Genomic DNA, 24,951 nt, shown 5'->3' with positions numbered 1-24,951 from the left:
TGTTAGGTTTTGCAGGGTGACGTTGAATACAACGGTTCCCGTCGGACACGATCTCGTTTCAGTATCCGAGAAATTGAACCGGTTGCTTGTTCGGGAAGTTGTGGATGGCAGCCCGGAAATCATGCGTATAAGTGGCTTCCATGAAGGCTGCCTTTTCTGCCTCAAGTTGAGCCGCCAACGAAAGATCCGCGGCCAGCAATTGCTTGAACAGTCCAAAGGCTCGTGTTGGGCCAGAGGCAATTTTTTGTATAAGGGCAGAAAGCTGTTCCTGGTAACTGCTATCCTCAACCACGTCGTTGACGATCCCAACTGCTTTGGCCTGACTGGCATTGAGTTTGCCACCCTTGAGCATAAGGGCAAAAGCAGCACGCGGCCCCAGCTTTTGCCGAAGATACCAGCTGCCGCCGCAATCGGGCACCGTCGCCAGTCGATCATAAGCAAGAATGAACTCTGCTGATTGACTGCAGATGGCATAGTCTGCCGATAGAACCATGCTCAATCCGGCGCCAGCTGCCGGTCCGTGTATTGCCGCGATGACAGGCACTGGCAATTGCTGCAGGATTAACAAAGCTGGGTGCATGTGGCGCAATATGCGCTGCAAGACAAGATCAGCCCGATCAGGGTCGGCTGCAAAAGCCGCGACATCTCCACCTGCCATAAACGCTTTGCCCGCGCCTTTGAGAACGACGCAACGTATGCCCTTGTCCGATGCTATGGCTTGCACGGCCTCATGAAAGGCCGCTGCCATCGCCTCATCGATAGCGTTGTATTTTTCAGGGCGGTTGAATGTGACGGTGCTGATGCCGGTTGCTCTATTCATATCGACAAGGATTGGGGTCGTCATTTGTGGATCCCTTGATACAGTTCTGCGGATTGGGTTGTGGATCGATGCGGCTGGTTTTGATGGTCAATGTGACGCTGCCTAGAATAATGAACGTGCCGAGAATGGCATTGAGACTGGGATGAATGCCCCAGAACAGCCAGGTGACCGTAATCGACCAGATCAGCCCCGAATAACCGAAGGGGGCGAGGAGGGCAGGTGATGTCATGCGGTAGGCAATGGCGCTTAAACCTATGCCCATGCTGGAGAATGCCGCCGCAGCCCCAAACTGGGCAAGGTGTGGGACTTGCAGTCCACGCCAATGCTCTATGGCGAACGGGGCGACAAATAGCGCCGAAAAGAACGCGCCAAAAAACGAGATCGTCCACAGGTTATCTTCGGACGGAATCCAACGCGAACTGATCGCATTGATGGCGTAAAACACGCTCGCTGTCCCAGCCAGCCCCATAGCGTAATTGAAGTTGGATGCCCGTGGATTGATCGCCACAACCACGCCAAGGAAACAGAAACAGATCGACAGCCATGTGCGAAAACTGACATTCTCCTTGAGCAGAAAACGGGACATCGCAGTGATAATGACGGGTGTCATAAAGAGAATGACTGTCGCCTCAGCCACAGTCAGAGTTTTCAGGGAAGCGATGTATAAATAGGCGGCAATCAAGCCAAAGGCTCCCCGCAGCGCATGGAGCCCAATTCTGGCCGACCATATTTTGCTTCGCCCGGTTGTCCGCACATGAAACAGGTAAAGAATCGGCAATGCCATCAGGCTGCGGATCAAAATGATCGATGACACATCATAGTCGCTGATGAGAAACTTGGTCGTCGTATCATTCAGGGTAAAAGCAAGACTGCTTGTGCATAGAACGGCAGCGCCAAGGAAACGCAGTGGGATCATGCGGCCCCCTCAAGGTCAGTCGCGACCTGAAAATACTCGCAAGGACAGTGTTCAAGATGGGGAAGGGTTGTCGCGGTCGGTACATCATACATGTGGACGCGCCATGACCGCGACAGGTTGCTGCTCTGGAGACCACGCCCGAACTATCAGACCAGCCGTCGGCGACACGGGATTCGGGGCTCCTGCGTGCTGCTCCGGGGGTGGTGAATTCGAAGATACTGGGCGGTGATTTAGACTACGTCCTTGATATGGCGTGATCTTTTGCAGTTTCATGATGTTCCCCCTCCAATTGGCCCTCTTTATGGGGCTCCGACTAAAATCATCGTGTTATATCTGCATGTTAATAAAAAGTTGGACGTTCAGCAAATTTTTTGTTTGACTTCATCCGCGACGAATTTCAGTATCTCATCATCAGGTTTGATTGCAGCAGGGAGTGGGGCGTGAAGACCCGAGTAACCGAGCTATTGAAAACGAAATACCCGATCATTCAAGGCGGAATGCAATGGGTTGCTCGTGCCGAACTTGCATCAGCTGTATCGAATGCGGGCGGCCTTGGAATCTTGACAGCACTGACGCAACCTAGTCCCAAAGCGCTAAGCGAAGAGATCGCTCGCTGCCGGCAGATGACCGATAAACCATTTGGGGTCAATCTCACGATACTCCCCACGACAGCGCCTCCACCTTATGAAGAATATCTTGATGCGGCGCTACAGTCGGGTGTGAAGGTGATAGAGACGGCGGGACGCAGTCCAAAAGAGTTCATCGAGAAAATAAAGGCGGCTGGTGCGGTTGTCGTTCACAAATGTACGGCTGTACGTCATGCGCTGTCAGCGGAACGGGCTGGTGTGGATGCCATTTCCATCGATGGATTTGAAGCGGCGGGGCATCCGGGTGAGGATGATGTTGGCGGTTTGGTCCTTTTTGCCACTGCAGCGGCGCAGGTCAAAATTCCATTGATCGCCTCGGGCGGTATCGGCACTGGCGAAGGCATGGCGGCAGCTTTCATGCTCGGTGCCGAGGGCGTGAACATGGGGACGCGCTTTTGTGCCACCAAAGAAGCTCCCATTCATGAAAACATCAAACAGGCGCTGGTCAACGCCGGTGAACGCGACACCAATTTGATCTTTCGAACGTTCAGAAACACCGGTCGTGTTTTGAAGAATGCAATCTCCGATGAAGTCGTCGCTATCGAAGGTCGGCCGGGCGGTGCGGAGTTTACAGATGTTCGATCGCTGGTATCCGGAGAGCGAGGTCGCCACGCGCTGACAACTGGCGAACTGGATAGCGGTCTGGTCTGGGCAAGTCAGACGCTTGGGTTGATCAAGGATGTTCCGAGCTGTCAGGAGCTTATCGAGCGTATTGTCAGTGATTGCCGCCTTGCCATGACAAGGGGGTTACACGCATTTTCCAACTGACTTTTGTCAGCGGAATGCCGAATAAGGTGCTTTGGAGGAAGTACCTTTGCCGGTTGTTGCATGCAAAAAAACGCGGCTAGTGGGCCGCATAGGGAGGAGGAACAATGAAAAAGACATTCATACTGGGTGCAGTGCTTGCCATGGCAGCCGGTTCGGCTGGGGCTGAAGAAAAGGTCAGTTATGCGTCCTACGGCGGCGCCTATCAGGAAGGCGTGCGAAAGGCCATTCTTGACCACTTGCCCCAAGACCATGGCATGACCGTTGTCGATTATGTACTGGCTGGTGGTATCCGCGATATCCGTACCAAGGTGCGTGCAAATGCGGTCGATATCGATGTGGCCGAACTCTATGGTGGTCTGTGTGATCTGGCCGGTAAAGAAGAGCTTCTGGTTCCGCTCGATTATTCAAAAATTCCCAATGCGGCTGGAATCCCGGAACACCTGCGCTCAAAATATTGGGTAGGATTCACCGCCTATACGTCGGTCCTTGCCTATAACAAAAACGTTTATGGTGACAAGGGGCCACAAAACTGGGCCGACTTCTTCGATACGGAAAAATTCCCCGGCAGCCGCGCTATCTCGGGAAATTCGCCAGCGACAAATATGGAAATTGCCCTGATGGCCGATGGCGTGGCCAAGGACAAGATTTATCCCATTGATATGGAGAGGGCGATGGCCAAATGGTCTACGCTGAAACCGAATATCAGTGTTCAATGGGCCACGGGCGCGCAGGCGACCCAGCTCGCAACGTCCGAAGAGGTCGATATGTTATCGATCTGGGCAGCCCGCATAGATGCCGCCATCAAGGAAGGCGCACCTTATACCTATAAGCTTGACGACGCGGTGATGGATGTGGAATGCCTGGTCATTCCCAAAAATTCACCCAATCCGGAAGGTGCAATGCGCCTGGTCAACCATCTGCTCGATCCAAAATATCAGGCGAACCTGCCAAATTATATCGCCTATGGGCCGATGAACCAGGATGCCTTCAAACAAGGGCTTGTACCCGCCGACAAGGCGGCGAGCATTGTCACGAGCACTGAGAATCTCAAGAAGCAGCTCATCACCAACATGCCGTACTGGGCCGAAAATCACGAAAAGGCGCAGACCATGTGGGACAAGGCTATGATGCAATAGCTGGTTCTGGAAGGTTGGAGGCTTCGGCCTCCAACCCGGAATTTTCTTCATGGAGCCCAAGATTACAGTCTGTAGCTGACAATGCTGCGGTGTCCTGTTGTGCGCTGATGGAAAGCAGAGATGAAACACTCCTCGACGACGGCTTTGCCGGTTACGATCCAAGCACTGTCCAAACATTACGGTACGGTCCGGGCGGTTGACGACGTATCGCTGGCGATTAAAGCCGGTGAATTTCTCACATTGCTCGGCCCCTCCGGGTCAGGAAAAACAAGCCTTCTGATGATGATTGCGGGCTTTTCCCGTCCGACGGATGGTTCGATCAAGATTGGTACACAGGAAATCGTGCATCTTCCGCCCCATAAGCGCAATATCGGCATGGTTTTTCAGAACTATGCCCTGTTCCCGCATATGTCGGTATTCGAGAATGTCGCTTATCCGCTGCGTTTGCGTAAGATCGGTCGAGCCGAAATCGAGGAACGGGTCAAGAAAGTACTCGATCTGGTGCAACTGGGTGGCTATGGCGAGCGTAAGATCACCGAACTGTCTGGGGGACAACGCCAGCGTATAGCGCTGGCGCGCGCCATCGTGTTCGAACCGCGCATTCTGCTGATGGATGAACCCTTGTCCGCGCTCGACAAGCAACTGCGGGAAACGATGCAGATCGAAATCCGCAAACTGCATGACCGGCTGGACATGACGACCATTTCCGTCACGCATGATCAGCGTGAAGCGCTCACAATGTCGGACCGGATTGCCGTATTTTCGAAGGGCAAACTGGCCCAGATCGCGTCGCCGACCGATCTTTATGAACACCCGGAAAGCCGCTTTGTTGCGGAATTCATTGGTGAAACCAGTTTTCTGCCGCTCCGGCGCACTAACGCAGGTGTCAGCTATGGCGACCAGGGCGTTAATTTGTCGGATGATGTGGGCGAATTGCACGACGACATGTTGCTGAGCATGCGCCCCGAGCGTCTGCGTTTTGCCACAGACGAAGCGGCGGCGCGCGCTTCGGGAGCGAACCTGTTTTCCGGTCAGGTCGTCACGGCCATCTACCAGGGTGAATGCCTGCTTTTCGAGGTCATGCTGGATGGTGGCCATAGGGTATTCACACGCATTGCCAACCGCTCGGAAAATCTGCGGGCAGTGCCAAAGGTTGGTGAACGCGTGGCGCTGCGTCTAGAACGGGCGGACGCGCGGCTTGTACGCGCGGAGGCTTGATGATGACAAAAGCTGTTGTCTCGTTTCCTGTTGCAGCCCCCAAACCAGTGATGCAAGCCGAACTGGATGAAAACCGCCGTGCGCTGAACCGCGAAAAAAAATACGAAAGCTGGTCGATGGTGCGCCTCACCATCCCTGCACTCGCTATTGTTGGCATCTTGATGGTGGCGCCGCTTTTGTGGTTGCTGTCGATGTCTTTTGTCGACATCAATGGAGAATATGGTCTCGGAAATTTCCGATTGTTCTTTTCGGAACCTGTCTACATCGAGATGTTTCTCAATACGTTCAAGATCGCGCTCATCGTCACCGTTATCTGCCTGCTGCTCGGCTATCCGGTTGCCTATCTGATGTCGATCCTGTCCCCCAAATGGGCGGGGCTACTGATGTTGGCAGTGCTGGTGCCCTTCTGGACATCCGGGCTGGTGCGTACCTTTTCATGGCTTATCATTTTGCAGCGCAACGGCGTGGTCAATAAGACATTGCAAGGCCTTGGCTTGATCAACCAGCCGCTGGCATTGGTCAACAACACCACCGGCGTTGTCATCGGTATGGTGCATATCATGATCCCGTTTCTGGTGCTGCCGCTTTATGCATCGATGAAGGCCATCGACGCCAATCTGATGCGTGCTGCCGCCAATGTGGGGTCGTCGCCAACGCACGCGTTCCTGCGCATCTTCCTTCCGCTTTCGATGCCCGGATTGGTCGCTGGTGCCATAATGGTGTTCGTCATGTGCCTCGGCTTTTACATCACGCCCGCATTGCTCGGCGGTGGCAAGGTAAAGATGATTGCGCAGCGCATTGAGGAGATGATCTCGCTTTACCCGACATGGGGTCCTGCGGCTGCGCTTGCGGTGTTGCTGCTGGCAATGACGGCTCTTTGCTTGTGGATCAGTCTGGTGCTGGTGCGCCGGCTGTCGTCGGATCAATAGGTGGTATGATGGAAGCTCACGTTTCTCACCGTGCACGTCTCTGGCTCTACATTCTAGTCGGACTGGTGCTGTTTTTCCTGATCGTTCCCACCCTGGTCGTCATTCCGGTCTCGTTCAGCTCAACGACGTCACTGGTTTTCCCGCCAGCAGGCTGGTCTACACGCTGGTATGCTTCATTTTTCGGTCAGGAAAAGTGGATCAGTTCGCTCTGGGTGTCGCTGCGGGTCGCATTGGGAACCATGGTCGTCGCGACTGTTACCGGCGTGGCGGCCTCCTATGCTCTTAATCAGGGACGCATCGCCGTTCAGGGTCTTTTGAAGACGGTGCTGGTTGCGCCGCTGGCAGTGCCCTCGATCCTGATCGCTGTCGGCATTTTCTTTGTCTATGCAAAGATCGGAATGCTGTTGAACACCATTTGGGGCATGATCCTCGGCCATTCCGTGGTTGCGATGCCGTTTGTGATCCTGACCATGCTGGCCGGTTTCAGCACTTATGACTCATCGCAGGAAATGGTGGCACGCAGTCTCGGTGCCAATCGGCTCAAAGCCTTTCTGACTGTGACTTTGCCTCAGCTCAAGCTTTCGGTCGCAACCTCGATGCTGCTGTCTTTCCTGATCTCTTTCGACGAATTGATTATCTCGCTGATGGTGGCATCGGGGCCCATGTCGACATTGCCGCGCGTTACCTTCTCCACGCTGCGCGATGATCTCGATCCTACATTGGCGGCGGTTTCAACACTCATGCTGATGGTCACATCGCTACCACCGCTTCTGCTGCACATTTACAGCCAGCGGGCAGCAAAGAACGGTGGTTGATATGATTGCAGAACTTAACCGAGAAATGGATGGCTTTGTCCACCTTGAGAGACACGGATCCGTACTTGAGATCCGTATGGTCAAGCCAAAGGTCAATGCGATCTGCCGCAGTCTCAGCCGCAATCTGGAGAAGGCAGCGCTCTATTTGCAAGGTGATCCCGATCTGCGCGTCGGTATTCTGTCCAGCGGGTCAGAGCGTGCTTTTTCAGCTGGTTATGATTTCAAGGAAGGAACGGATCAGAACAGTGGTGCAAGCACCGAAGGCGCAAAAGAGGGTGGTTTCGGCGGTATAACGACGTTGTGGTCACTCAGAAAGCCGCTGATCGCTGCTATCAACGCCCCGGCCATTGGCGGTGGTCTCGAAATATCGTTGGCTTGCGATATTCTTTTGATGGCGGATGACGCCTTCATCCAGCTGCCCGAGCTCGAGCGGGGACTGCTGCCCGATGGCGGGGGACTGCAACGTCTGCCTCGCCGTATTCCCTATTATGTGGCAACCGGGATGATCTGGACCGGCGAACGCATGAGCGCGCAGGAAGCGCAGCGTTGGGGTTTGGTTTATCGCACCGCGTCACGAGAAAATCTTATGCCGATGGCATTGGAAATAGCCCGGAAAATTGCGGAATCTGCACCGCTGGCACAACAAGCGTTGAAAGAAGCGTTGCGTGCCGTGGATGGCATGTCAGACCGCGACGCCATGAAATTGCGAGCTGGCGATAATCCGGAACTGTCCACCTTTGCCGCTATGCTGTCCTCGGAGGATATGATCGAAGGCCAAAAAGCCTTCCTCGAAAAACGACCGCCGCGCTGGCGCGGACGCTGAACCAATAACTGAATGACAATTGAGACTGCCCAACCCTTGTGGCCGGGCAGAAAGGGAGAGCTATGTACAAATTTCTTGAAATTGAACGTCATGACGCGGTGGGCGTTATTGCGCTCAACCGGCCGGAGGCGCGCAATGCGCTCGGTATGGGGATCACCATAGAACTGCGCAAGGCATTAAAGGAAGCGGCGGCTGACCAAACGCTCCGCACCCTTATTCTGGCTGGACGCGGTGGCGCCTTTTCAGCCGGCGCAGACGTGAAGGAATGGGCGGCGGGCAGAACGGATTGGCCGGACATGAACTGGGTCGAGGAGTCGCTGCGACTGGTCCAGCAGGTCCATGAAATGCCCAAGCCCGTTATCGCCATGATCGACGGTGCAGCCGTTGGTGCCGGTCTTGATATGGCTTTGGCGTGCGATTTTCGCTACGCATCGGAAAAGGCCAAGTTCATCTGTTCCTATACCAATGTCGGCTACAACCCGGACTGCGGCGGAACCTGGTTGATGCCGCGCGTGATTGGTCTCGAGGCGGCAAAGCGTTTTGCTTATACGGGTGAATTATGGACCGCCCAGATTGCGCTTCAAAATCGGCTCGTCAGCCACGTCAGCAGCTCTGACAATCTGTGGCAGGACACGCTGGCCTTCGCCCGGCAACTGGCGAGCGGGCCGACTGTCGCCATCGCGCAGACCAAGAAATTGCTGAACAGCGCTCATACGCGCAGCCTATCCGATCAGCAGCTGGAAGAAGTAGCGGCGGGCAAGGTCTGCGCACAGACCCAAGATCATAAAGAAGGCCTGGCTGCTGCCAATGAGCGCCGCGCACCGAATTTCATCGGCGCGTAAAGGGGGAACACCATGGATTTTGCATTAAGTTTTGAACAACAGGCGCTCATCGATTCACTGGAAGAGTTCTGCAAGCGCGAACTTTATCCGCACGAGAATCTCGTTGAGGAACTTCGCTACGTTCCTGAAGAAATCAAACAGGAAATTCAGCAAAAATCGATCCAGGCGGGCTTTGCCGGGATGAACCTGCCGGAAGAGTGGGGCGGCCCCGGTCTCGACAAGCAGACCAAGATGCAGGCTGAACGCGTGCTTGGTAAATCGAGCGCCGCGCTCACCATGTGCATGAACCGCGGCGTTACTGGCATCCTGTTCAAATGCAAGGGCGACCAGATTGAAAAATATCTGAAGCCAGCTATCCGAGGCGAACGCAAGGATGCCTTCGCGCTCACGGAACCCGGTGCGGGGTCTGATGCTCGCGGCATCACGACCAAGGCCGTGCGCGATGGGGATCACTGGGTTATCAACGGGGTGAAACAGTTTATCTCTCACGCCGATATCGCAGATTTCATCGTTCTCATTGCCGTTACCGGCGTGGATGAAACGCCACGCGGACCACGCAAGCGTTTTACAGCGTTTCTGCTCGACAAAACCCTGCCGGGATTGCGTGTAGAGCCGATGAAGTCGATCGTCACCCGCGGCTATAATCCGACGATGGTCTATCTCGAAGATGTTCGTGTTCATAGCGATGATATTCTGGGCGAAGAGGGCAAGGGCTTCGATACTGCCAATGAGTGGCTCTACGATGGTCGGGTTGCTTTGGCCGCCCATTGTGTCGGTCGTTCTGAACGCATCTTCGAAATGACCAAGGAGTGGGCCGGAACACGCAAGGCGTTTGGCAAAACAATTGGTGAATTCCAGGGGGTCGGTTTCAAGGTTGCCAATATGGCGGTTGATATAAAGCTCGGTGATCTTATGGTGAAAGAAGCCGCGTGGAAAATTGAGAATCAGACGATGAACCGCACTGAAGCGTCAATGGTGAATTACTGGTGCTCGGAAATGGTGTTCCGGGTTGCGGACGATGCCGTGCAAATCTTTGGTGGCATGGGCGTTATGGAAGAATTCCCCATCCAGCGTTTCTGGCGAGATGCGCGTATCGAACGTATCTGGGAAGGTACGTCCGAGGTCCATCAGGATATTATCGCAAAGGATCTGTTGAGACCGTATCAATAATAAGTGTCGCCGTTAGTCATCGGCCTTCGAGAAGGTAAAGAATGCGGAAAGCTGTCAAAAAGAGGCAAACCAACGAAATCAGACGACAGGATCTGATCCTTGCGACGCTGAATTCAATAGTCAAACATGGCTATCTGAATTCGACGATCAACACGATCAGTGAAGAATCTGGTTTTTCACGTGGATTGATAAACCACTATTTTGACAGCAAGGAAGATCTGCTGACCGCAGCACATCGCTATTACCTTCAAAATGGGGACGATTATTACCGGCACCTTGTATCATCGGTGAAGACCGGGAATTTCGATACGCTATACTTTGTTGCCTGTGGGCCATTTTTCCACGGACGCGGATATCAACAGGTTCATATTCACTACAACAGTGCCGCCTGGATTGTTCCAGAGATCATGGCATTACATCGCGAACTATGGGGCAAATACCGCGCGTTTCTCGGACGTCGGCTTGCCAAGGTCGCGGCAGAAAAGAATATGGAAATTGATGTCCGCCTGGCGGCCATCGCTCTTACGCAACTGGCGGACGGGCTATGGCACGGCTGGGTCATGGAAGAAGCCTATTCGGCCGAGGATTGCTGTATCATCATCCGCAAATGGCTGTGCGATCTGTTTGGCGAAAATCCCGCCGATCATCCGCTGCTGCCCAATTTCGATGTGGAGAATTTCCCGACGTCTGCACCTCTTACCAGTCAAGCTGGAACGAGCGCTGCCGTGGAAGTTTGAGCCCGCTGGGCTGGCAGTGCCTTAAGTTAAGAGGCAGAGGAATATGCTACAGGTGAGTACGAGCGTGGAGGAGGGCCGTATCAGCCCTACGCTGCGAGAGAATTTTGCGCGTCTTCTTGCGCCCCGCGCCATGGCCTTCATTGGTGGTGGTCAGGTCGAGGCAACATTGAAAACCCTGCGTCAGCAGGATTATGCTGGCGATGTCTATGTGGTGAATCCCAAGCGCAGCGAAATCGCCGGATATAAATGCATTCCGTCGATTGCCGATCTGCCTGTTTCGCCTGATGCGGTATTTCTGGCCGTCAATGCCGATGCGACCATCACCGCATTGCGTGAACTGTCGGCCATGAAGGCGGGTGGTGTCGTTTGCTATGCTTCCGGCTTTTCCGAAATTGGCGCGGCGGGTTTTGAACGCAATCTGGCTTTTGTCGAAGCTGCAGGCGACATGGCGGTGGTCGGCCCGAACTGCTATGGCCTCGTCAATTACGTCAATCATGGCTCGATCTGGCCAGCACTTTACCCTAAGTTGCAGAACAGTCGCGGCGCGGCGGTCATTTCCCAGAGTGGCAACGTCACCGGGCATCTGGTTTCCAACGGTCGTTCGGTGCCTTATTCCTATCTGATCAGCGCGGGCAACCAGGCCGTTCTCGGCTTTGAAGACTATATTGATTACCTCATCGATGACCCGAACGTGACCTGTCTGGGTCTGTTTATGGAAGGCATACGTGATGTGGCCGCGTTCTCGCAGGCCGCCTTGCGGGCGCGTGCAAAGCGCATTCCGGTCATCGTCTGCCGTTCCGGGCGTTCAGAACTTGGTGCGGTGATGGCCGCCAGCCATACGAGTTCGCTGGCCGGGCAAAATGAATATTATGAAGCATTGTTTGCCCGTCTCGGCGTGATCGAGACCGATACGGTCCCGCAATTCCTCGAAATGATGAAGCTTGCTTCGATTGCCGCACCGCTTGAAGGCGAGCGCATCACCGTGTTTTCCAGTTCCGGCGGCGATAATGGCCTGGCTGCGGATTATTGTTCCTTTGCTGGCCTGCAATTGCCACAGCCAAGTCAGCAACAGAAAGCTATCATCAAGCCGACATTGCCTGATTTTGGTCATGTGTCCAACCCGCTCGATTTCACAGCAGGCTATTGGGGCAGCGAAGAACTGCTGACACCCATGTTCACCACCATGCTGAACGGTGATTACGATGCGGCCATGCTGGTGATCGATTATCCGCCGGTCGGATCGCCCTACAAGGATAAATCCGCGCATCAGGCTATGGACCGGGCTCTGGCTGCAGCTGGCAAGATTGCGGATAAGCCGGTATTTCATGCATCGGTGAATACGGAAAGCATACCGCCAGAAGATGCCGAAGCGCTGATCGCGCAAGGGATAGTCCCTCTGAATGGTCTGCATGATGCTGCGCAGGTTGTCGCGAAATGGGCGAATTATTGCAAAATGGTTGGGTGCGACCGGCGGCAGGGCGCTGCTGCCCTGGAACCCAAAGTCCCGTTTGCAGTCACCGCCTTGCCTTCAAACGGCGTGACAGTGAATGAAGCGGAATCCAAGCGGCGATTGAGCTCCTATGGGTTGAATGTGCCGAACGGCAACATTTTGACCATTGAGACGATCCGCGAACTGCCGGAAACCTTCGACACCCCGATGGTTCTGAAGGTTCTGCACGATCAGCTGGCGCATAAGACAGAAGTTGGCGGTGTTGCTCTCAACATTCGTAGCCGAAATGATGCCATCGCTGCAGCCGAGCGCATGGTCGCATCGGTCAAACAGCACGATGCTTCAATCGAGCTTACGACATTTCTGATGGAACCGATGCAAGCGGCCCCACTTGCTGAACTGATCGTCGGCGTCAAACGCGACCCGCTGTTTGGGCTGGTTCTCGTCATCGGTGCAGGCGGTATTCTGGTGGAGCTGTTGAAGGACGCCACACCATTGCTGTTACCGGTCAGTCGTGCAGACGTTGAAAATGCACTACGCGGACTGAAGAGCTTTGCGCTTCTCGACGGTTTTCGCGGCAAGCCAAAGGTGCAACTGGAGCCGGTTATTGATGCTGTCATGGCCATTGCGGCCTATGCTGGCGATCATCGGCATAATTTGCTCGAACTAGACGTCAATCCGTTGATGCTGGGAACCGACAGCGCCATCGCTGTGGACGCCCTCATCATAGAACATCGTTAGAATGAAGCCGTTGGCCGCCGTCGGCGTATGGCGGCCATGTTCACTCAAGTCCGACTGGAAACATTATGAACAGACCGCATCTCACTGGAGCGGAAGCGCTCGTCCATAGTCTTGTTGCTGCCAAGGTAGATACCTGCTTTGCCAATCCCGGCACGAGTGAAATGCATTTTGTCGCGGCGCTTGATCGGATACCCGGTATCCGCTGTGTGCTGGGTTTGCAGGAGAATGTGGTGACCGGGATGGCCGACGGCTATTTCCGCGTCACGCAGCGCCCGGCGGTAACACTGCTGCATTGCGGTCCAGGTTATGCCAATGGCATTGCCAATGTTCATAATGCGCGTCGTGCTGGCAGCGGCATGCTCAATATTGTCGGCGATCATGCAACAGATCATGTTGCGCATGACAGTCCGTTGACTGCCGATGTGGAAGCGCTCGTAGGGGGCAGTTCAGAATGGCACCGCTTCGGCACAAAACCGGCATCAATCGGTGCCGACGCCATGGCTGGTCTGAAAGAGGCCTCTTTTGGCTATGGCCAGATCGCGTCTCTGGTCTTGCCCGCAGACGTGTCATGGAGCGAAGGCGGCCAAACGGCGGAACTTGGGGGCATAGAAGGGCCATCTCCAATGGACCCGGCAATCGTGACACAAGTTGCCGAAGCTCTGAAATCAGGGCGCAAGGCGGTCATCATCCTCGGTAATCCGGCGGTGGTCGAAGAGTTGCATCCTTTACTCAAGGGCATTGCCGACCAAACCGGCGCTGAATTGATGGGAAGTTCAACCATTTCCAACATGCCGAAGGGTAAAGGGCGGCTGGTGCTGCCGGTCGTGCCTTATGTGGTAACGGAAGCGCTACGGTGTCTTGATCCTTATGATCTGGTTGTGCTGGTCAATTGTCCGCCGCCAGTGGGCTTCTTCCGCTATCCCGGTCTGCCGAGCCTGCTGCATCGCGCCGATGCCGAGGTTCTGACTCTGACGACCGCTCATCAGGACGCGAAGGGCGCGTTGACTGCTTTGGCCACAGCGCTTGGGGCTCGTGAAAGCGACATCGCCATCCAGAATGGAGAGATCGAAGTGCCGGTGGATGGTCCGGTAACGCCGGATACTCTGGCCCAGATTGTAGCGCGTCAGATTCCGGAAAACAGCATCATCGTCAATGAGGCGCTGACCTCAGGAGGCGGTTTTGCTGCGGTCATGCCATTGGCTGCTCCGTGTGATTGGTTGACTGTGACAGGCGGTGCAATCGGTGGAGGAATGCCGCTCGCAACGGGCGCTGCCATCGGGGCGGAAGCGGTCGGCGACAAGGGACGACGGGTCATCGCTTTGCAGGCTGACGGTTCCGCCGCCTATACGGTCCAGGCATTGTGGACCCAGGCCCGCGAAAACTTGCCCGTCACCACATTGCTGCTCGACAATCGCTCCTACGCCATTCTGCTCGGAGAATATGCCAAGGTTGGTGCCAAACCCGGCCCGACAGCGCTCGACATGATGAGCTTGGTCCGACCGGAAATTGACTGGGTATCGATTGCACGGGGCTTTGGCGTCGAGGCGGTGACGGTGACCACCAATAGCGAGCTGGATTTAGCCTTGACCAAAGCTCTGGCCAAGGATGGGCCGGTGCTCATCGATGTACGACTGGACTGAGATCACGTCATGCAAAATCTGATAGCAAAAGTCGCGGGTGCCGAGACAACCGGAATAAAGAAAGTCGGGCTCATCGGAGCCGGCGCCATGGGGGCGGGTATTGCAGCGCAGTTTGCCGATGCCGGTATTGCCGTTGAACTGCTGGATATTGCCCGTGGCGTCAACCGTATCGAACCGGCGGAAACCGGGATTTCCCGCCAGCTTAAATTGGGCGGGTTTACGACGCCGGAGGCTGCAGCCCGAATACGCCCCGGCAATATTGACGATCATCTCGCGCGGTTACAGGATGCAGACTGGGTCATTGAGGCAGTGGTGGAAAAACTCGACATTAAACGCGAGTTGTTCCGGAAAATTGCACCCCATCCGAAACCGTCGGCAATTCTCTCTTCGAACACATCAACCATCCCGCGTCATGATCTGGTTGCTGATATGGAAAGCAGTCTTGCACGCCGCTTTGCCATCACGCATTTCTTCAATCCGCCACGACTGATGCCGCTTCTGGAAGTTGTTGTCGACGATCAGGCTGATCCTGACCTGCGCGATCAGTTGCATCAAGCGGCCAGATTATTGCTGGGCAAAACACCGATTGATTGCCATGACACGCCAGGCTTCATAGCCAACCGTATCGGCTGTTTCTGGATAGCGGTATCGGTCACGGAAGCTTGTCGTTTTGGACTGGATATCGAAACCGCCGACGCTGTGCTGACGGTACTCGGAGTTCCAAAAACCGGTGTCTTCGGGTTGCTTGATCTCATTGGTATTGACCTCGTGCCAACCATATGGGGCGGTTTGATGCAGGCGCTGCCGAAAGATGATGCCTTGCAGGACTATAATCTGCCGGGCAATCCGCTCATCATTGAATTGCTGGCAAAAGGGTCGTTTGGGCGCAAGGCGGGCGGCGGGTTCTACCGCAAGACCGCCGATGGGCAGTTCGAAGTGCTCGATACTGACAAAATGCTTTATCGCGCCACTCGCCCGGCGCCGTTGCCTACGGAATTGCATGACCTGCTTAGCAAACAAGGTCCGGTTGGGAACTACGCGCGTTCGGTGTTGCGCAAGCTGGTTCGCTACTGCGAGACACATCTGTCCGAGATTGCATCGGACGCTGGTGCAATCGATACCGCCATGCAACTTGGCTATTCTTGGCGCGAGGGGCCCTTGGCACTCGCAGCCAAAGCCGCAGAAATCATCGATTTTTAATGTGATTTGCCCCAGTTCTTATCAACCAGACCATAACGCGATGTACGCATCGACGGGAGCCATCCAGTTGGCTGCGATTATGTCTGGCACCGATGCAATTGGGGCAGCAAAAATTCGAAGGAGTCAGGAATGAAAGTCCTTGTCGCAGTAAAACGGGTTGTCGATTACAACGTAAAGATCCGTGTGAAGGGAGACGGTTCGGGCGTTGAGCTTGCCAACGTCAAGATGTCGATGAACCCTTTTGACGAGATTGCGGTTGAAGAGGCGATCCGTCTGAAGGAAGCTGGCAAGGTAACGGAGATTGTGGCTGTTTCGGTTGGCCCGGCACAGGCGCAGGAAACGCTGCGCACGGCGCTCGCCATGGGTGCGGACCGCGCCATTCTGGTCAAGACCGACGAGACGGTCGAGCCACTCGGCGTCGCCAAGGTGTTGAAGGGCGTTGTCGAGGCTGAACAGCCGGACCTCGTCTTCCTCGGCAAGCAGGCAATCGACGACGATGCCAACCAGACCGGTCAGATGCTGTCTGCGCTCCTCAACTGGAGCCAGGCAACCTTTGCCTCCAAGGTGGAACTGGCTGACGGTTGGGCCAAGGTCACGCGCGAAGTGGATGGCGGTCTGCAGACCATCGATGTGAAGCTTCCGGCGATTGTCACGGTTGATCTTCGTTTGAACCAGCCACGCTATGCATCGCTGCCCAATATCATGAAGGCGAAGAAGAAGCCGCTGGACGAGAAGTCGCCTGCCGATTTCGGCGCCGATATTGCGTCACGCCTCAAGGTGCTGAAGACCGAAGAGCCGGGTGGCCGCAAGGCTGGCGTCAAGGTTGGCTCGGTTGCCGAGCTGGTTGAGAAGCTCAAGGCTGACGGCATCATCTAAGAAATCGGAAGGGACGAGATAAATGGCTATTCTTCTTATTGCCGAACACGACAATGCAACCCTTTCGGACCAGACGGCAAAGGCGCTGACGGCAGCTGCCCAGATCGGTGGCGATGTCGATATTCTGGTTGCAGGCAAGGGTGCAAAATCTGCAGCCGATGCAGCCGCCAAGCTCAAAGGCGTGCGCAAGGTTCTGCTGGCTGAAAGCGATGCGCTGGAAAACCGTCTGGCCGAGCCAACGGCAGCACTCATCGTGGAACTCGCCGCCAATTACGACACGGTCATCGCACCGGCGACGACCTCGGCCAAGAACATCCTGCCGCGCGTTGCAGCACTTCTCGATGTGATGCAGTTGTCCGAAATCATGGAAGTGGTGTCAGCGGATACGTTCAAGCGTCCGATCTATGCGGGCAATGCGATCCAGACAGTGCAGTCCACCGACGCCAAGAAGGTGATCACCGTTCGCACGGCCTCCTTCTCCGCAACGGGCGAGGGTGGTTCGGCTGCCGTCGAGAACGCAACCGTGCCTGCCGATCCGGCCCTGTCGAGCTTTGTTGGCAATGCGCTGTCGGCTTCGGATCGTCCGGAACTGACCTCCGCGAAGATCATCATCTCGGGCGGTCGCGCACTTGGTTCGGCTGAAAAGTTCCAGGAAGTGATCCTGCCGGTTGCCGACAAGCTCGGTGCGGCGGTTGGCGCCAGCCGTGCGGCAGTCGATGCGGGCTATGCGCCAAACGACTGGCAGGTTGGCCAGACGGGCAAGGTGGTTGCACCGGACCTTTACATCGCTGTCGGCATCTCCGGCGCGATCCAGCATCTGGCTGGCATGAAGGACAGCCGCGTCATCGTCGCCATCAACAAGGACGAAGAAGCGCCGATCTTCCAGGTCGCCGATTACGGGCTGGTGGCTGATTTGTTCCAGGCTTTGCCTGAAATGGCTGACAAGGTTTAAGGAAGACCAACATGAAACGTTCAGTGGTTATTGCTTCCGGGGTTCGCACGCCAATCGGAGATTTTGGTGGCTCTCTTGCAGGTATTCCTCCGTGTGAACTGGGAGCCGCAGTGGCGCGCGAAGTGATCGCGCGTGCTGGCATCGAGCCCGATCAGGTTGAGCAGACAGTCTTCGGCAATGTCATTCACACCAGACCGGAAGATATGTATATTTCGCGCGTCGTTGCGGTTCGTGCTGGGGTTCCTCACACGTCGCCTGCGTTGACTTTGAACCGCTTGTGCGGTTCGGGCCTTCAGGCGGTCGTTTCCGCTGCCGAACAGATTGAGCTTGGCAAAGCCGATATCGTGCTTGCTGGCGGTGCGGAGAGCATGAGCCGCTCTGGCCATTTACTGACGCAGGCACGCAACGGTCAGAAGATGGGCGATGTGACCGCGATAGATATGATGGTAGGGGCTCTGACCGATCCTTTCGGTCACGGTCACATGGGCATGACCGCTGAGAATATCGCCGAGCGGTCTGGCATCGATCGGGCAAAGCAGGATGCTTTCGCGGTTGAATCGCACCGTCGAGCGGCAGCAGCAATCGCAGATGGCCGCTTTAGCGGCCAGATACTGCCAATTACAGTCAAGCAAGGTCGGACAGAAAAACTGTTTGATACGGATGAACATGTGCGCAGCAATGTTTCTCTGGAGGATATGGCCAAGCTGCGCCCTGCTTTTAGCAAGGACGGCACCGTAACGGCGGGCAATGCATCGGGTCTCAACGACGGTGCGGCAGCTCTGGTTCTTATGGAGGAGGGCGTCGCTAAGGCCCATGGCGTCAAGGCATTAGGCCGCATTATCGCAACCGGACTTGGTGGCGTCGCGCCCGAGGTAATGGGTATGGGCCCCGTTCCCGCCAGCCGACAGGCTTTGCAGCGGGCGGGTCTGACCGTCGCCGATATGGACGTGATCGAATCCAATGAAGCGTTTGCGGCGCAGGCCTGTGCGGTCAGCGCGGAATTGGAGTTTCCGGAAGATAAGGTCAATCCGAATGGCGGCGCCGTTGCTCTCGGCCATCCGGTAGGAGCGTCGGGAGCGATCATCCTCATCAAGCTTTGCTATGAACTGGAACGTATAGGTGGCCGCTACGGGTTGGCAACGATGTGTATTGGTGGCGGGCAGGGTATTGCGATGGTGGTCGAGCGGGTCTAAGAAGCAAGCCGGGAGCGAGGAGGCTTCTCTCAACGACGACCAGTTCTGGTCTGAAAGCGATCCATGACAGAAAAACTCTCTCATCGCGGGCTTGTTGTCGCCGCGATCATGGCAAGCATGGCCATGATCGCTGTCGAGGCAACGATTGTGTCTACCGCAATGCCGCAGATTGCAGCACAGCTGGGACAACTCAATCTGTATTCCTGGGTTTTTTCGTCATTCCTGTTGACCCAGACCGCGACGACCGTCGTGTTTGGAAAGCTTGCAGACATTTATGGTCGCAAGCCCGTTCTTATTTTCGGTATCGCGCTGTTCCTCGCCGCTTCGGTCTTGGCAGGCTTCGCCTGGTCGATGCCTTCGATGATCGTCTTCCGGCTTTTGCAAGGCATCGGCGCAGGGGCGATCCAGCCTGCGGCCATGACTGTGGTGGCGGACCTTTTTCCCGGAGCGCAGCGTAGCAAGGTCCAAGGGTATCTTGCCAGTGTATGGGCTTTGTCAGCCGTCGTCGGCCCGTTGCTTGGCAGTCTCATCATTCACAATCTGAGCTGGGCCTGGGTTTTCTGGATCAATATTCCCGTCGGTATTCTGGCGGCATCTGGTTTTCTTCTCTTCCTGCATGAAGAGAAGCGGACAAAACCGGTCTCGGTCGACGTGCTCGGCGCGGCACTTTTCGCTGTCTCCATTTCGTCATTGATGATTGCGCTTACCCTGATGGAGAGCGCGGTTTCACTGGAAGGAATTCTGGCATTCATTCTCTTTGCCGTTTCGTTGATTGCCTTCATCTGGCAGGAACGCCGCACGAAGGAACCCATGGTCGCGCCCGACCTGTGGCTGACGCGTCCTATAGCTTTTTCCAATCTTGCAGTTTTCCTGGCCAGCATGTCGATTATGGGCCTCACGACATTTTTGCCGATGTATGTACAGACGGTTCTCGACCGTTCTCCCGTGGTCGCGGGCTTTGCCCTCACTATGCTGCTGCTGGGCTGGCCCTGCGGGGCAACAATTGCATCGCGACAGTTTACGCGTTTTGGGCTGCGTCCAATCATGATCGTCGGAAGCATCTGTATTCCAATCGGAACCTCTCTGCTTGTCATGCTCACCCCGTCAAGTTCGGCAACAATGGCTGGAGCCGGTTCTCTGATCATGGGTTTCGGCATGGGGCTGCTTAACATCGGGGCACTAATCTTGACGCAGGACAGCGTAAGCTGGTCAGAGCGCGGCAGCGCTACGGCATCCAACGTTTTCTCGCGTAATTTGGGAAGCACACTCGGCGCGGCAACTCTGGGCGCAGTGCTCACCTACGGTCTTGCGAATGCCAACCACGGTGAAGCGATTACGTCAGAACAACTTCGTGACCTGCTGAATGGGGCGGAGATGTTGATTGATCAGCACGAGCTACGGCTGGCGCTTCAGCACGCGCTGCACGCGACCTTTGTAGCGATGATGCTTATCGCGGTGATGATCGTGCCTGCCTGCCTCTGCGTGCCAAAGACCAAGAAGACATATGAGAGTGATTTACAAGAGGCGTGAGCCTCTCACCTTGAGAATAAGCGAACCGGTCTGGTTTCCAATTTGTGTTCAAGTCTCAACATCATCGGTGCTCCGCGGTGTGGAGCGCCTGGGCAACAGCAGAAGGGAACGGGCAAAGCAGGCCGTTTCAACATATAACTGCGCCGCAGAATAAATTTGTCGCAATGCAGAAGATTTAAGTTGCCTGATCTTTGAGATTTCGTCCCGAAGCCGAGAAACTATCTGAGGCTGATCCCTAGACGTGCGCTTTGCGCGAAGGGGTCACCCGATGTGATGCTCAGCGAAAGTGGATGTACCGATGCCCTATCAGTTAAGTCTTCTCGACAAGAGTCCGGTAGCACAAGCGGGCAATGCGGAAGCCGCGCTTTCGAACACCGTATCTTATGCTCAGGCGGCCGAACAAGCGGGCTACAAGCGGTTCTGGGTTGCGGAGCATCATCACGCGGAGGAACTGGCCGGGCCTTCGCCGGAGGTGCTTGTTTCCTATCTTCTGGCATCGACAAAGCGGATCAGAATTGGTTCTGGCGGCGTGATGCTTCAGCATTACAGCCCTTACAAAGTTGCCGAAAACTTCAACCTTCTGGCCGCCCTCGGACGCGGGCGCGTGGATCTCGGTGTCGGCAAGGCGCCGGGCGGACTTCCTTTATCAACCAAGGCGTTACAGCAGGAAACAGGCAGCGAAAAGCGCCTCGATTTCAACAGCAAGCTTGAGCAGCTCACTGCGTTTCTTGGCGGTGGCAAGATCGCTTCCGGTCCGTTTGAAGGACTGGCGGCAACGCCTAAACCACAGCTTTCTGCGGAAAAATTCGTGCTTGGCGCAAGCCCGGAAAGCGCGTTGCTTGCCGCACATTCCGGCTGGGATTTTGTCTATGCCGGTCATTTGAATGGCGATACTGCCAATCTACAGAAAACGTTCGACGCCTATCGCAAAGTGACCGGAAAGGTGCCGGTTCTGGCGCTTGGCGCAGTGGTTGCCGAGACCGAAGATACGGTTGATGCCGTGGTCTCGAAAATTAAAATCTTCAAGGTTCATCTCGCCTCCGGACAATCCGTTTCGGTTGGCACACAGGAGGCAGCCGCCGAGTTTGCGCGGCAGGCTGGAGAGGCTGATTACCGGGTTGAAGAAAAGCATCCAAATGTACTCGCAGGCTCGGCAAAGCAGGTGAAGCAGAAGCTGGATGAACTGCACGAGCAATATGGGGTGGCCGAGTTTGTGCTCGAGTTCCCCGCTGTTTCTCATGAGCAAAGATTAGCTGCCATCGAGGGCCTGGCAGGCGAACGTCTGGCAATTGCCGCCTGATCCAAAGCCACTGGCGATAAGGAGTATCTAAAATGGGTTCCAAGCAGATCAGATTCGGTGTGATGCTTCAGGGTGCGGGCGGACATATGAATGCCTGGAAACATCCATCCGGGCCGGCAGATGCAAGCGTGAATCTCCAGTTTTTCATCGATACGGCGCGCAAGTCCGAAGAGGCTGGTATCAGCTTCGCTTTCATCGCCGACGGGCTTTATATCAACGAGATTTCCATTCCGCATTTTCTCAATCGCTTTGAGCCTTTGACCGTCCTTTCGGCGCTCGCAGCGAATACGAAGCGCATTGGTCTCGCAGGCACGGTTTCGACGTCCTATAGCGATCCATTTACGATTGCGCGACAGTTTGCATCGCTTGATCTCATCTCCGGCGGGCGTGCGGGCTGGAATGTGGTGACATCGCCGCTTGAAGGTTCAGGCCGCAACTATGGCAAGCCACACCCAGAACACGCGTTACGCTATGAAATCGCCGATGAATATCTCGAAGTGACTAAAGGTCTTTGGGATTCCTGGGATGAAGATGCCTTCGTTCGCGATCGCGAGAGCGGACAGTTTTACAGGCCGGAGGGCTTCCATCGGCTCGACCATAAGGGCCGCTTCTTCTCGGTTGAAGGGCCACTCAATATCCAGCGCTCGCCTCAGGGCCAGCCCGTCATCTTTCAGGCCGGCGCTTCGGAAGCGGGTGTAGGACTTGCGGGTAAACATGCGGACGCCGTCTTCACCAATGCCGGCACCATCAAGGACAGCCAAACATTTTATGCGCAGATTAAAGCCAGCGCTGTTGCGCATGGGCGCTCGCAGGACGATGTCGGCATTTATCCCGGCATTGGTCCCATCGTTGGAAGAACCGATACCGAGGCCGAAGAGAAATATCATGCGATCCGTAATCTCGTAAGCATCAACGAAGCTCTGTCCTATCTCGGTCGCTTCTTCGATCATCATGATTTCACCGCCTATGATCTTGATGCGCCTTTCCCGGATCTTGGTGATGTCGGCAAAAACAGCTTCCGTTCGACAACGGATCGTATCAAGCGCGACGCGGCTGCAAACAGGCTCAGTTTACGTGAAGTGGCGCTGAATGTTGCCACACCACGCACGTCCTTCATTGGTACGGCGGAAAAAATCGCAGACGAAATCATTCTCTGGAAAGAGCAAAAGGCAGCTGATGGTTTCATCCTCGGCTTCCCGGTGATTGCTGAAGGGCTGGATGATTTCATTGCCCATGTTCTGCCAATTCTGGAAAAGCGCGGATATCATGAAGGCAGTCTGAAATACGACACGCTGCGCGGAAATCTTGGATTGGAGCATCCGCAGAGCCGTTATGCGAAGCCCGTTGAAAACAATGATGCCGAAAGCCACCGAAAGGGTGCGGCATGAATATTCAACGGTCGCCAGACGTAAACCGCAAACTGGAAATCGAGGCGGGTCTTGCCTCGTTTATCGACGAGTTTATCGCTTTGCGTCGCGACATTCATGCTCATCCGGAGTTGGCGTTCAAGGAAACACGAACCTCTGCTCTCGTGGCGGATTATCTCCGTCAGTGGGGCTATGACGTTACAACCGGCGTTGGTGGCTCTGGCGTGGTTGGCACATTGAAACGCGGCAACTCCGGTAAGGCCATTGGTATCAGGGCAGATATGGACGCGCTGCCAATCATCGAAGCAACTGGTCTTGATTACGCAAGCAGCAATTCCGGTGTGATGCACGCATGTGGCCACGACGGACACACGACCATTCTGCTGGCAGCAGCGCGCTATCTCGCTCAGTCCGGTCGTTTTTCCGGTACAGTGCACCTGATTTTCCAGCCAGCTGAGGAGATCGGGGCAGGCGCCCGAAGCATGATCGAAGACGGCCTCTTTGAGCGCTTTCCGTGCGATGCCGTCTATGGGCTGCATAACTGGCCCGGCGTGCCCGCAGGCAAGTTCGGCTTTGTGACTGGCCCGGCGATGGCATCGGTGGACCGGGCAAGAATTCGCGTGAACGGCCGTGGCGGTCATGGGGCCGAACCACACAAATCGGTTGATCCGGTTGTGGTGGCTTCATCCATTGTTCTGGCCTTGCAAACGGTGGTCGCGCGCAATCTCGATCCGCTCGATATGGGGGTTGTGACGGTGGCCTCCATTCATGGCGGTGATGCGTTGAATGTCATTCCCGCGCATGTTGATCTTGGCATTACCATCCGCTCGTTTTCGCAAACTGTGCGCGAGGAATTGCGGCGGCGGATTGAAGCTGTCGCGCGTTCACAGGCCGAAAGCTTTGGTGCTGTTGCTGATGTCAATTATCAGTGGGGCTTTCCTGCCCTGATCAACGCAAAAGCCGAGACGGAATTTGCGCGACAGGTCGCGCTAAGCACTTTCCCCACCGGCACAGTTATCGAAGATTTCCGTCCACGCACGGCAAGCGAGGACTTTGCCTTCATGCTTGAACAGAAGCCGGGAACGTATTTCTTCGTCGGCAATGGCGACAGCGCGGGCCTGCATAACCCCAATTATAATTTCAACGATGAAATCCTGCTTCCAGCCGCGTTGTTTTGGGTTCGGCTGACCGAAGCATCGCTGATCTGAGATTGCACGATTTCTTCAACATGGATGGCCCATCATGGCGGATGAATTTCTCTACACTTCAACGACCGATATTCGTGCAGTGCCATTGATCGAGGCGCTGACGATTGAGTACGACACGCGCTATGGCACCTATTTCAATGAAGAGGGTGCAGCCGCCGAAATGAACAGATATCCGCCGGAAGCTTTTGCGCCTCCGCACGGCAATTTCCTGTTGTTGCTTCGTGATGGCCAAACAATCGCTGGTGGCGCATTCATGCGCTATAACGATGTGACCGCCGAGTTCAAGCGCATCTGGACACATAGTGATTTCCGTCGGCAAGGGCTGGCCAAAAAAGTTCTGGATGAACTGGAAGCGCAGGCGCATCGGCAGGGTTATAGCCGCGTTTATCTGACCACTGGTTTCCGGCAGCCGGAAGCCAGGGAACTCTATTTGAGAAACGGATATACGGCGCTTTTTGATGTCGCGGCCGATCCCGAAATTTACGGGACGTTGCCATTCGAGAAAAACATCGAGAATATCGGACAAGTTGAATTTCATCCTTCCGACGCCGCTTTAAAACAGGTTGTGTTTGTCTAAGTAGATGCTTGGGCGTTTTGGTGGGTGTTATGAAAAAAACATCCGCCACGGCCTGTTTAAATAGACTTATTTGTTTTGAAACTCGACGCTTCATCT

Annotated in this window: 22 protein-coding genes; 20 read left to right on the top strand and 2 right to left on the bottom strand. The window is 55.3% G+C overall.

The window, feature by feature from the left end:
• Positions 1-58: 58 nt before the first annotated feature.
• Positions 59-844, bottom strand: coding sequence for an enoyl-CoA hydratase/isomerase family protein (locus QLQ11_RS19395; protein ID WP_121537506.1), 786 nt, complete (start codon positions 842-844; stop codon positions 59-61).
• A complete protein-coding gene (locus QLQ11_RS19390; protein ID WP_235858922.1) occupies positions 813-1,736 on the bottom strand; it encodes a DMT family transporter in 924 nt (307 codons plus the stop codon). The genes QLQ11_RS19395 and QLQ11_RS19390 overlap by 32 nt, the downstream gene beginning before the upstream one ends.
• A gap of 440 nt (positions 1,737-2,176) precedes the next feature.
• Between QLQ11_RS19390 and QLQ11_RS19385 the strand changes: the two genes are divergently transcribed.
• The 20 genes from QLQ11_RS19385 to QLQ11_RS19290 all read left to right on the top strand — a co-directional run bounded on the left by QLQ11_RS19385 (position 2,177) and on the right by QLQ11_RS19290 (position 24,855).
• Positions 2,177-3,151 carry a nitronate monooxygenase family protein gene (locus tag QLQ11_RS19385; protein WP_283735736.1) on the top strand — a complete coding sequence of 325 codons (975 nt, stop codon included), beginning with the start codon at positions 2,177-2,179 and terminating at the stop codon, positions 3,149-3,151.
• 104 nt (positions 3,152-3,255) lie between these two features.
• Positions 3,256-4,287 carry an ABC transporter substrate-binding protein gene (locus QLQ11_RS19380; RefSeq protein ID WP_109366243.1) on the top strand — a complete coding sequence of 344 codons (1,032 nt, stop codon included), beginning with the start codon at positions 3,256-3,258 and terminating at the stop codon, positions 4,285-4,287.
• Between the two features lie 120 nt (positions 4,288-4,407).
• Positions 4,408-5,505, top strand: a complete 1,098-nt coding sequence (locus QLQ11_RS19375; RefSeq protein ID WP_283735667.1) for an ABC transporter ATP-binding protein — start codon at positions 4,408-4,410, stop codon at positions 5,503-5,505.
• Positions 5,505-6,434, top strand: a complete 930-nt coding sequence (locus tag QLQ11_RS19370) for an ABC transporter permease (RefSeq protein ID WP_124916344.1) — start codon at positions 5,505-5,507, stop codon at positions 6,432-6,434. Before QLQ11_RS19375 ends, QLQ11_RS19370 begins: the two co-directional genes overlap by 1 nt.
• 5 nt (positions 6,435-6,439) lie before the next feature.
• Positions 6,440-7,249, top strand: a complete 810-nt coding sequence (locus QLQ11_RS19365; RefSeq protein WP_283735668.1) for an ABC transporter permease — start codon at positions 6,440-6,442, stop codon at positions 7,247-7,249.
• Between the two features lies 1 nt (position 7,250).
• Positions 7,251-8,072 carry an enoyl-CoA hydratase-related protein gene (locus QLQ11_RS19360; protein WP_124916345.1) on the top strand — a complete coding sequence of 274 codons (822 nt, stop codon included), beginning with the start codon at positions 7,251-7,253 and terminating at the stop codon, positions 8,070-8,072.
• A 62-nt stretch (positions 8,073-8,134) separates the two neighbouring features.
• Positions 8,135-8,914 carry an enoyl-CoA hydratase/isomerase family protein gene (locus QLQ11_RS19355; protein ID WP_094513508.1) on the top strand — a complete coding sequence of 260 codons (780 nt, stop codon included), beginning with the start codon at positions 8,135-8,137 and terminating at the stop codon, positions 8,912-8,914.
• A gap of 12 nt (positions 8,915-8,926) precedes the next feature.
• Positions 8,927-10,084, top strand: a complete 1,158-nt coding sequence (locus QLQ11_RS19350) for an acyl-CoA dehydrogenase family protein (protein ID WP_006188555.1) — start codon at positions 8,927-8,929, stop codon at positions 10,082-10,084.
• Between the two features lie 41 nt (positions 10,085-10,125).
• A complete protein-coding gene (locus QLQ11_RS19345) occupies positions 10,126-10,821 on the top strand; it encodes a TetR/AcrR family transcriptional regulator (protein ID WP_006188557.1) in 696 nt (231 codons plus the stop codon).
• Between the two features lie 43 nt (positions 10,822-10,864).
• Positions 10,865-13,012, top strand: a complete 2,148-nt coding sequence (locus QLQ11_RS19340) for an acetate--CoA ligase family protein (protein ID WP_283735669.1) — start codon at positions 10,865-10,867, stop codon at positions 13,010-13,012.
• 65 nt (positions 13,013-13,077) lie between these two features.
• A complete protein-coding gene (locus QLQ11_RS19335; protein WP_283735670.1) occupies positions 13,078-14,652 on the top strand; it encodes an acetolactate synthase large subunit in 1,575 nt (524 codons plus the stop codon).
• A gap of 9 nt (positions 14,653-14,661) precedes the next feature.
• Complete coding sequence (locus tag QLQ11_RS19330; RefSeq protein ID WP_371836062.1) at positions 14,662-15,852, top strand: 3-hydroxyacyl-CoA dehydrogenase family protein; 1,191 nt, start codon at positions 14,662-14,664, stop codon at positions 15,850-15,852.
• A 129-nt stretch (positions 15,853-15,981) separates the two neighbouring features.
• On the top strand, positions 15,982-16,728 hold the full coding sequence (locus QLQ11_RS19325; RefSeq protein ID WP_283735671.1) for an electron transfer flavoprotein subunit beta/FixA family protein: 747 nt from the start codon (positions 15,982-15,984) through the stop codon (positions 16,726-16,728).
• Between the two features lie 22 nt (positions 16,729-16,750).
• The gene (locus tag QLQ11_RS19320; RefSeq protein ID WP_283735672.1) at positions 16,751-17,680 is read left to right on the top strand and encodes an electron transfer flavoprotein subunit alpha/FixB family protein; all 930 of its coding nucleotides are present in this window, start codon (positions 16,751-16,753) and stop codon (positions 17,678-17,680) included.
• A gap of 11 nt (positions 17,681-17,691) precedes the next feature.
• Positions 17,692-18,873 (top strand): beta-ketothiolase BktB, encoded by a 1,182-nt coding sequence (gene bktB / locus QLQ11_RS19315; protein WP_124916546.1) that lies wholly within the window; start codon positions 17,692-17,694, stop codon positions 18,871-18,873.
• Between the two features lie 63 nt (positions 18,874-18,936).
• The gene (locus QLQ11_RS19310; RefSeq protein ID WP_283735673.1) at positions 18,937-20,403 is read left to right on the top strand and encodes an MDR family MFS transporter; all 1,467 of its coding nucleotides are present in this window, start codon (positions 18,937-18,939) and stop codon (positions 20,401-20,403) included.
• A gap of 298 nt (positions 20,404-20,701) precedes the next feature.
• The gene (locus QLQ11_RS19305; RefSeq protein WP_109366230.1) at positions 20,702-21,703 is read left to right on the top strand and encodes an MsnO8 family LLM class oxidoreductase; all 1,002 of its coding nucleotides are present in this window, start codon (positions 20,702-20,704) and stop codon (positions 21,701-21,703) included.
• A gap of 32 nt (positions 21,704-21,735) precedes the next feature.
• Entirely contained in the window at positions 21,736-23,091 is a 1,356-nt protein-coding gene (locus tag QLQ11_RS19300) for an LLM class flavin-dependent oxidoreductase (protein WP_124916544.1), read from the top strand.
• Positions 23,088-24,278, top strand: coding sequence for a M20 aminoacylase family protein (locus tag QLQ11_RS19295; protein ID WP_283735675.1), 1,191 nt, complete (start codon positions 23,088-23,090; stop codon positions 24,276-24,278). Before QLQ11_RS19300 ends, QLQ11_RS19295 begins: the two co-directional genes overlap by 4 nt.
• A 34-nt stretch (positions 24,279-24,312) precedes the next feature.
• Positions 24,313-24,855 carry a GNAT family N-acetyltransferase gene (locus QLQ11_RS19290; protein ID WP_283735676.1) on the top strand — a complete coding sequence of 181 codons (543 nt, stop codon included), beginning with the start codon at positions 24,313-24,315 and terminating at the stop codon, positions 24,853-24,855.
• Positions 24,856-24,951: the final 96 nt, after the last annotated feature.

This window comes from Ochrobactrum sp. SSR (assembly GCF_030067775.1).
Lineage (GTDB): Bacteria > Pseudomonadota > Alphaproteobacteria > Rhizobiales > Rhizobiaceae > Brucella > Brucella teleogrylli.
The sequence above is the reverse complement of the archived record's forward strand: the minus strand, read 5'-3'. Positions and strand labels throughout refer to the sequence as shown.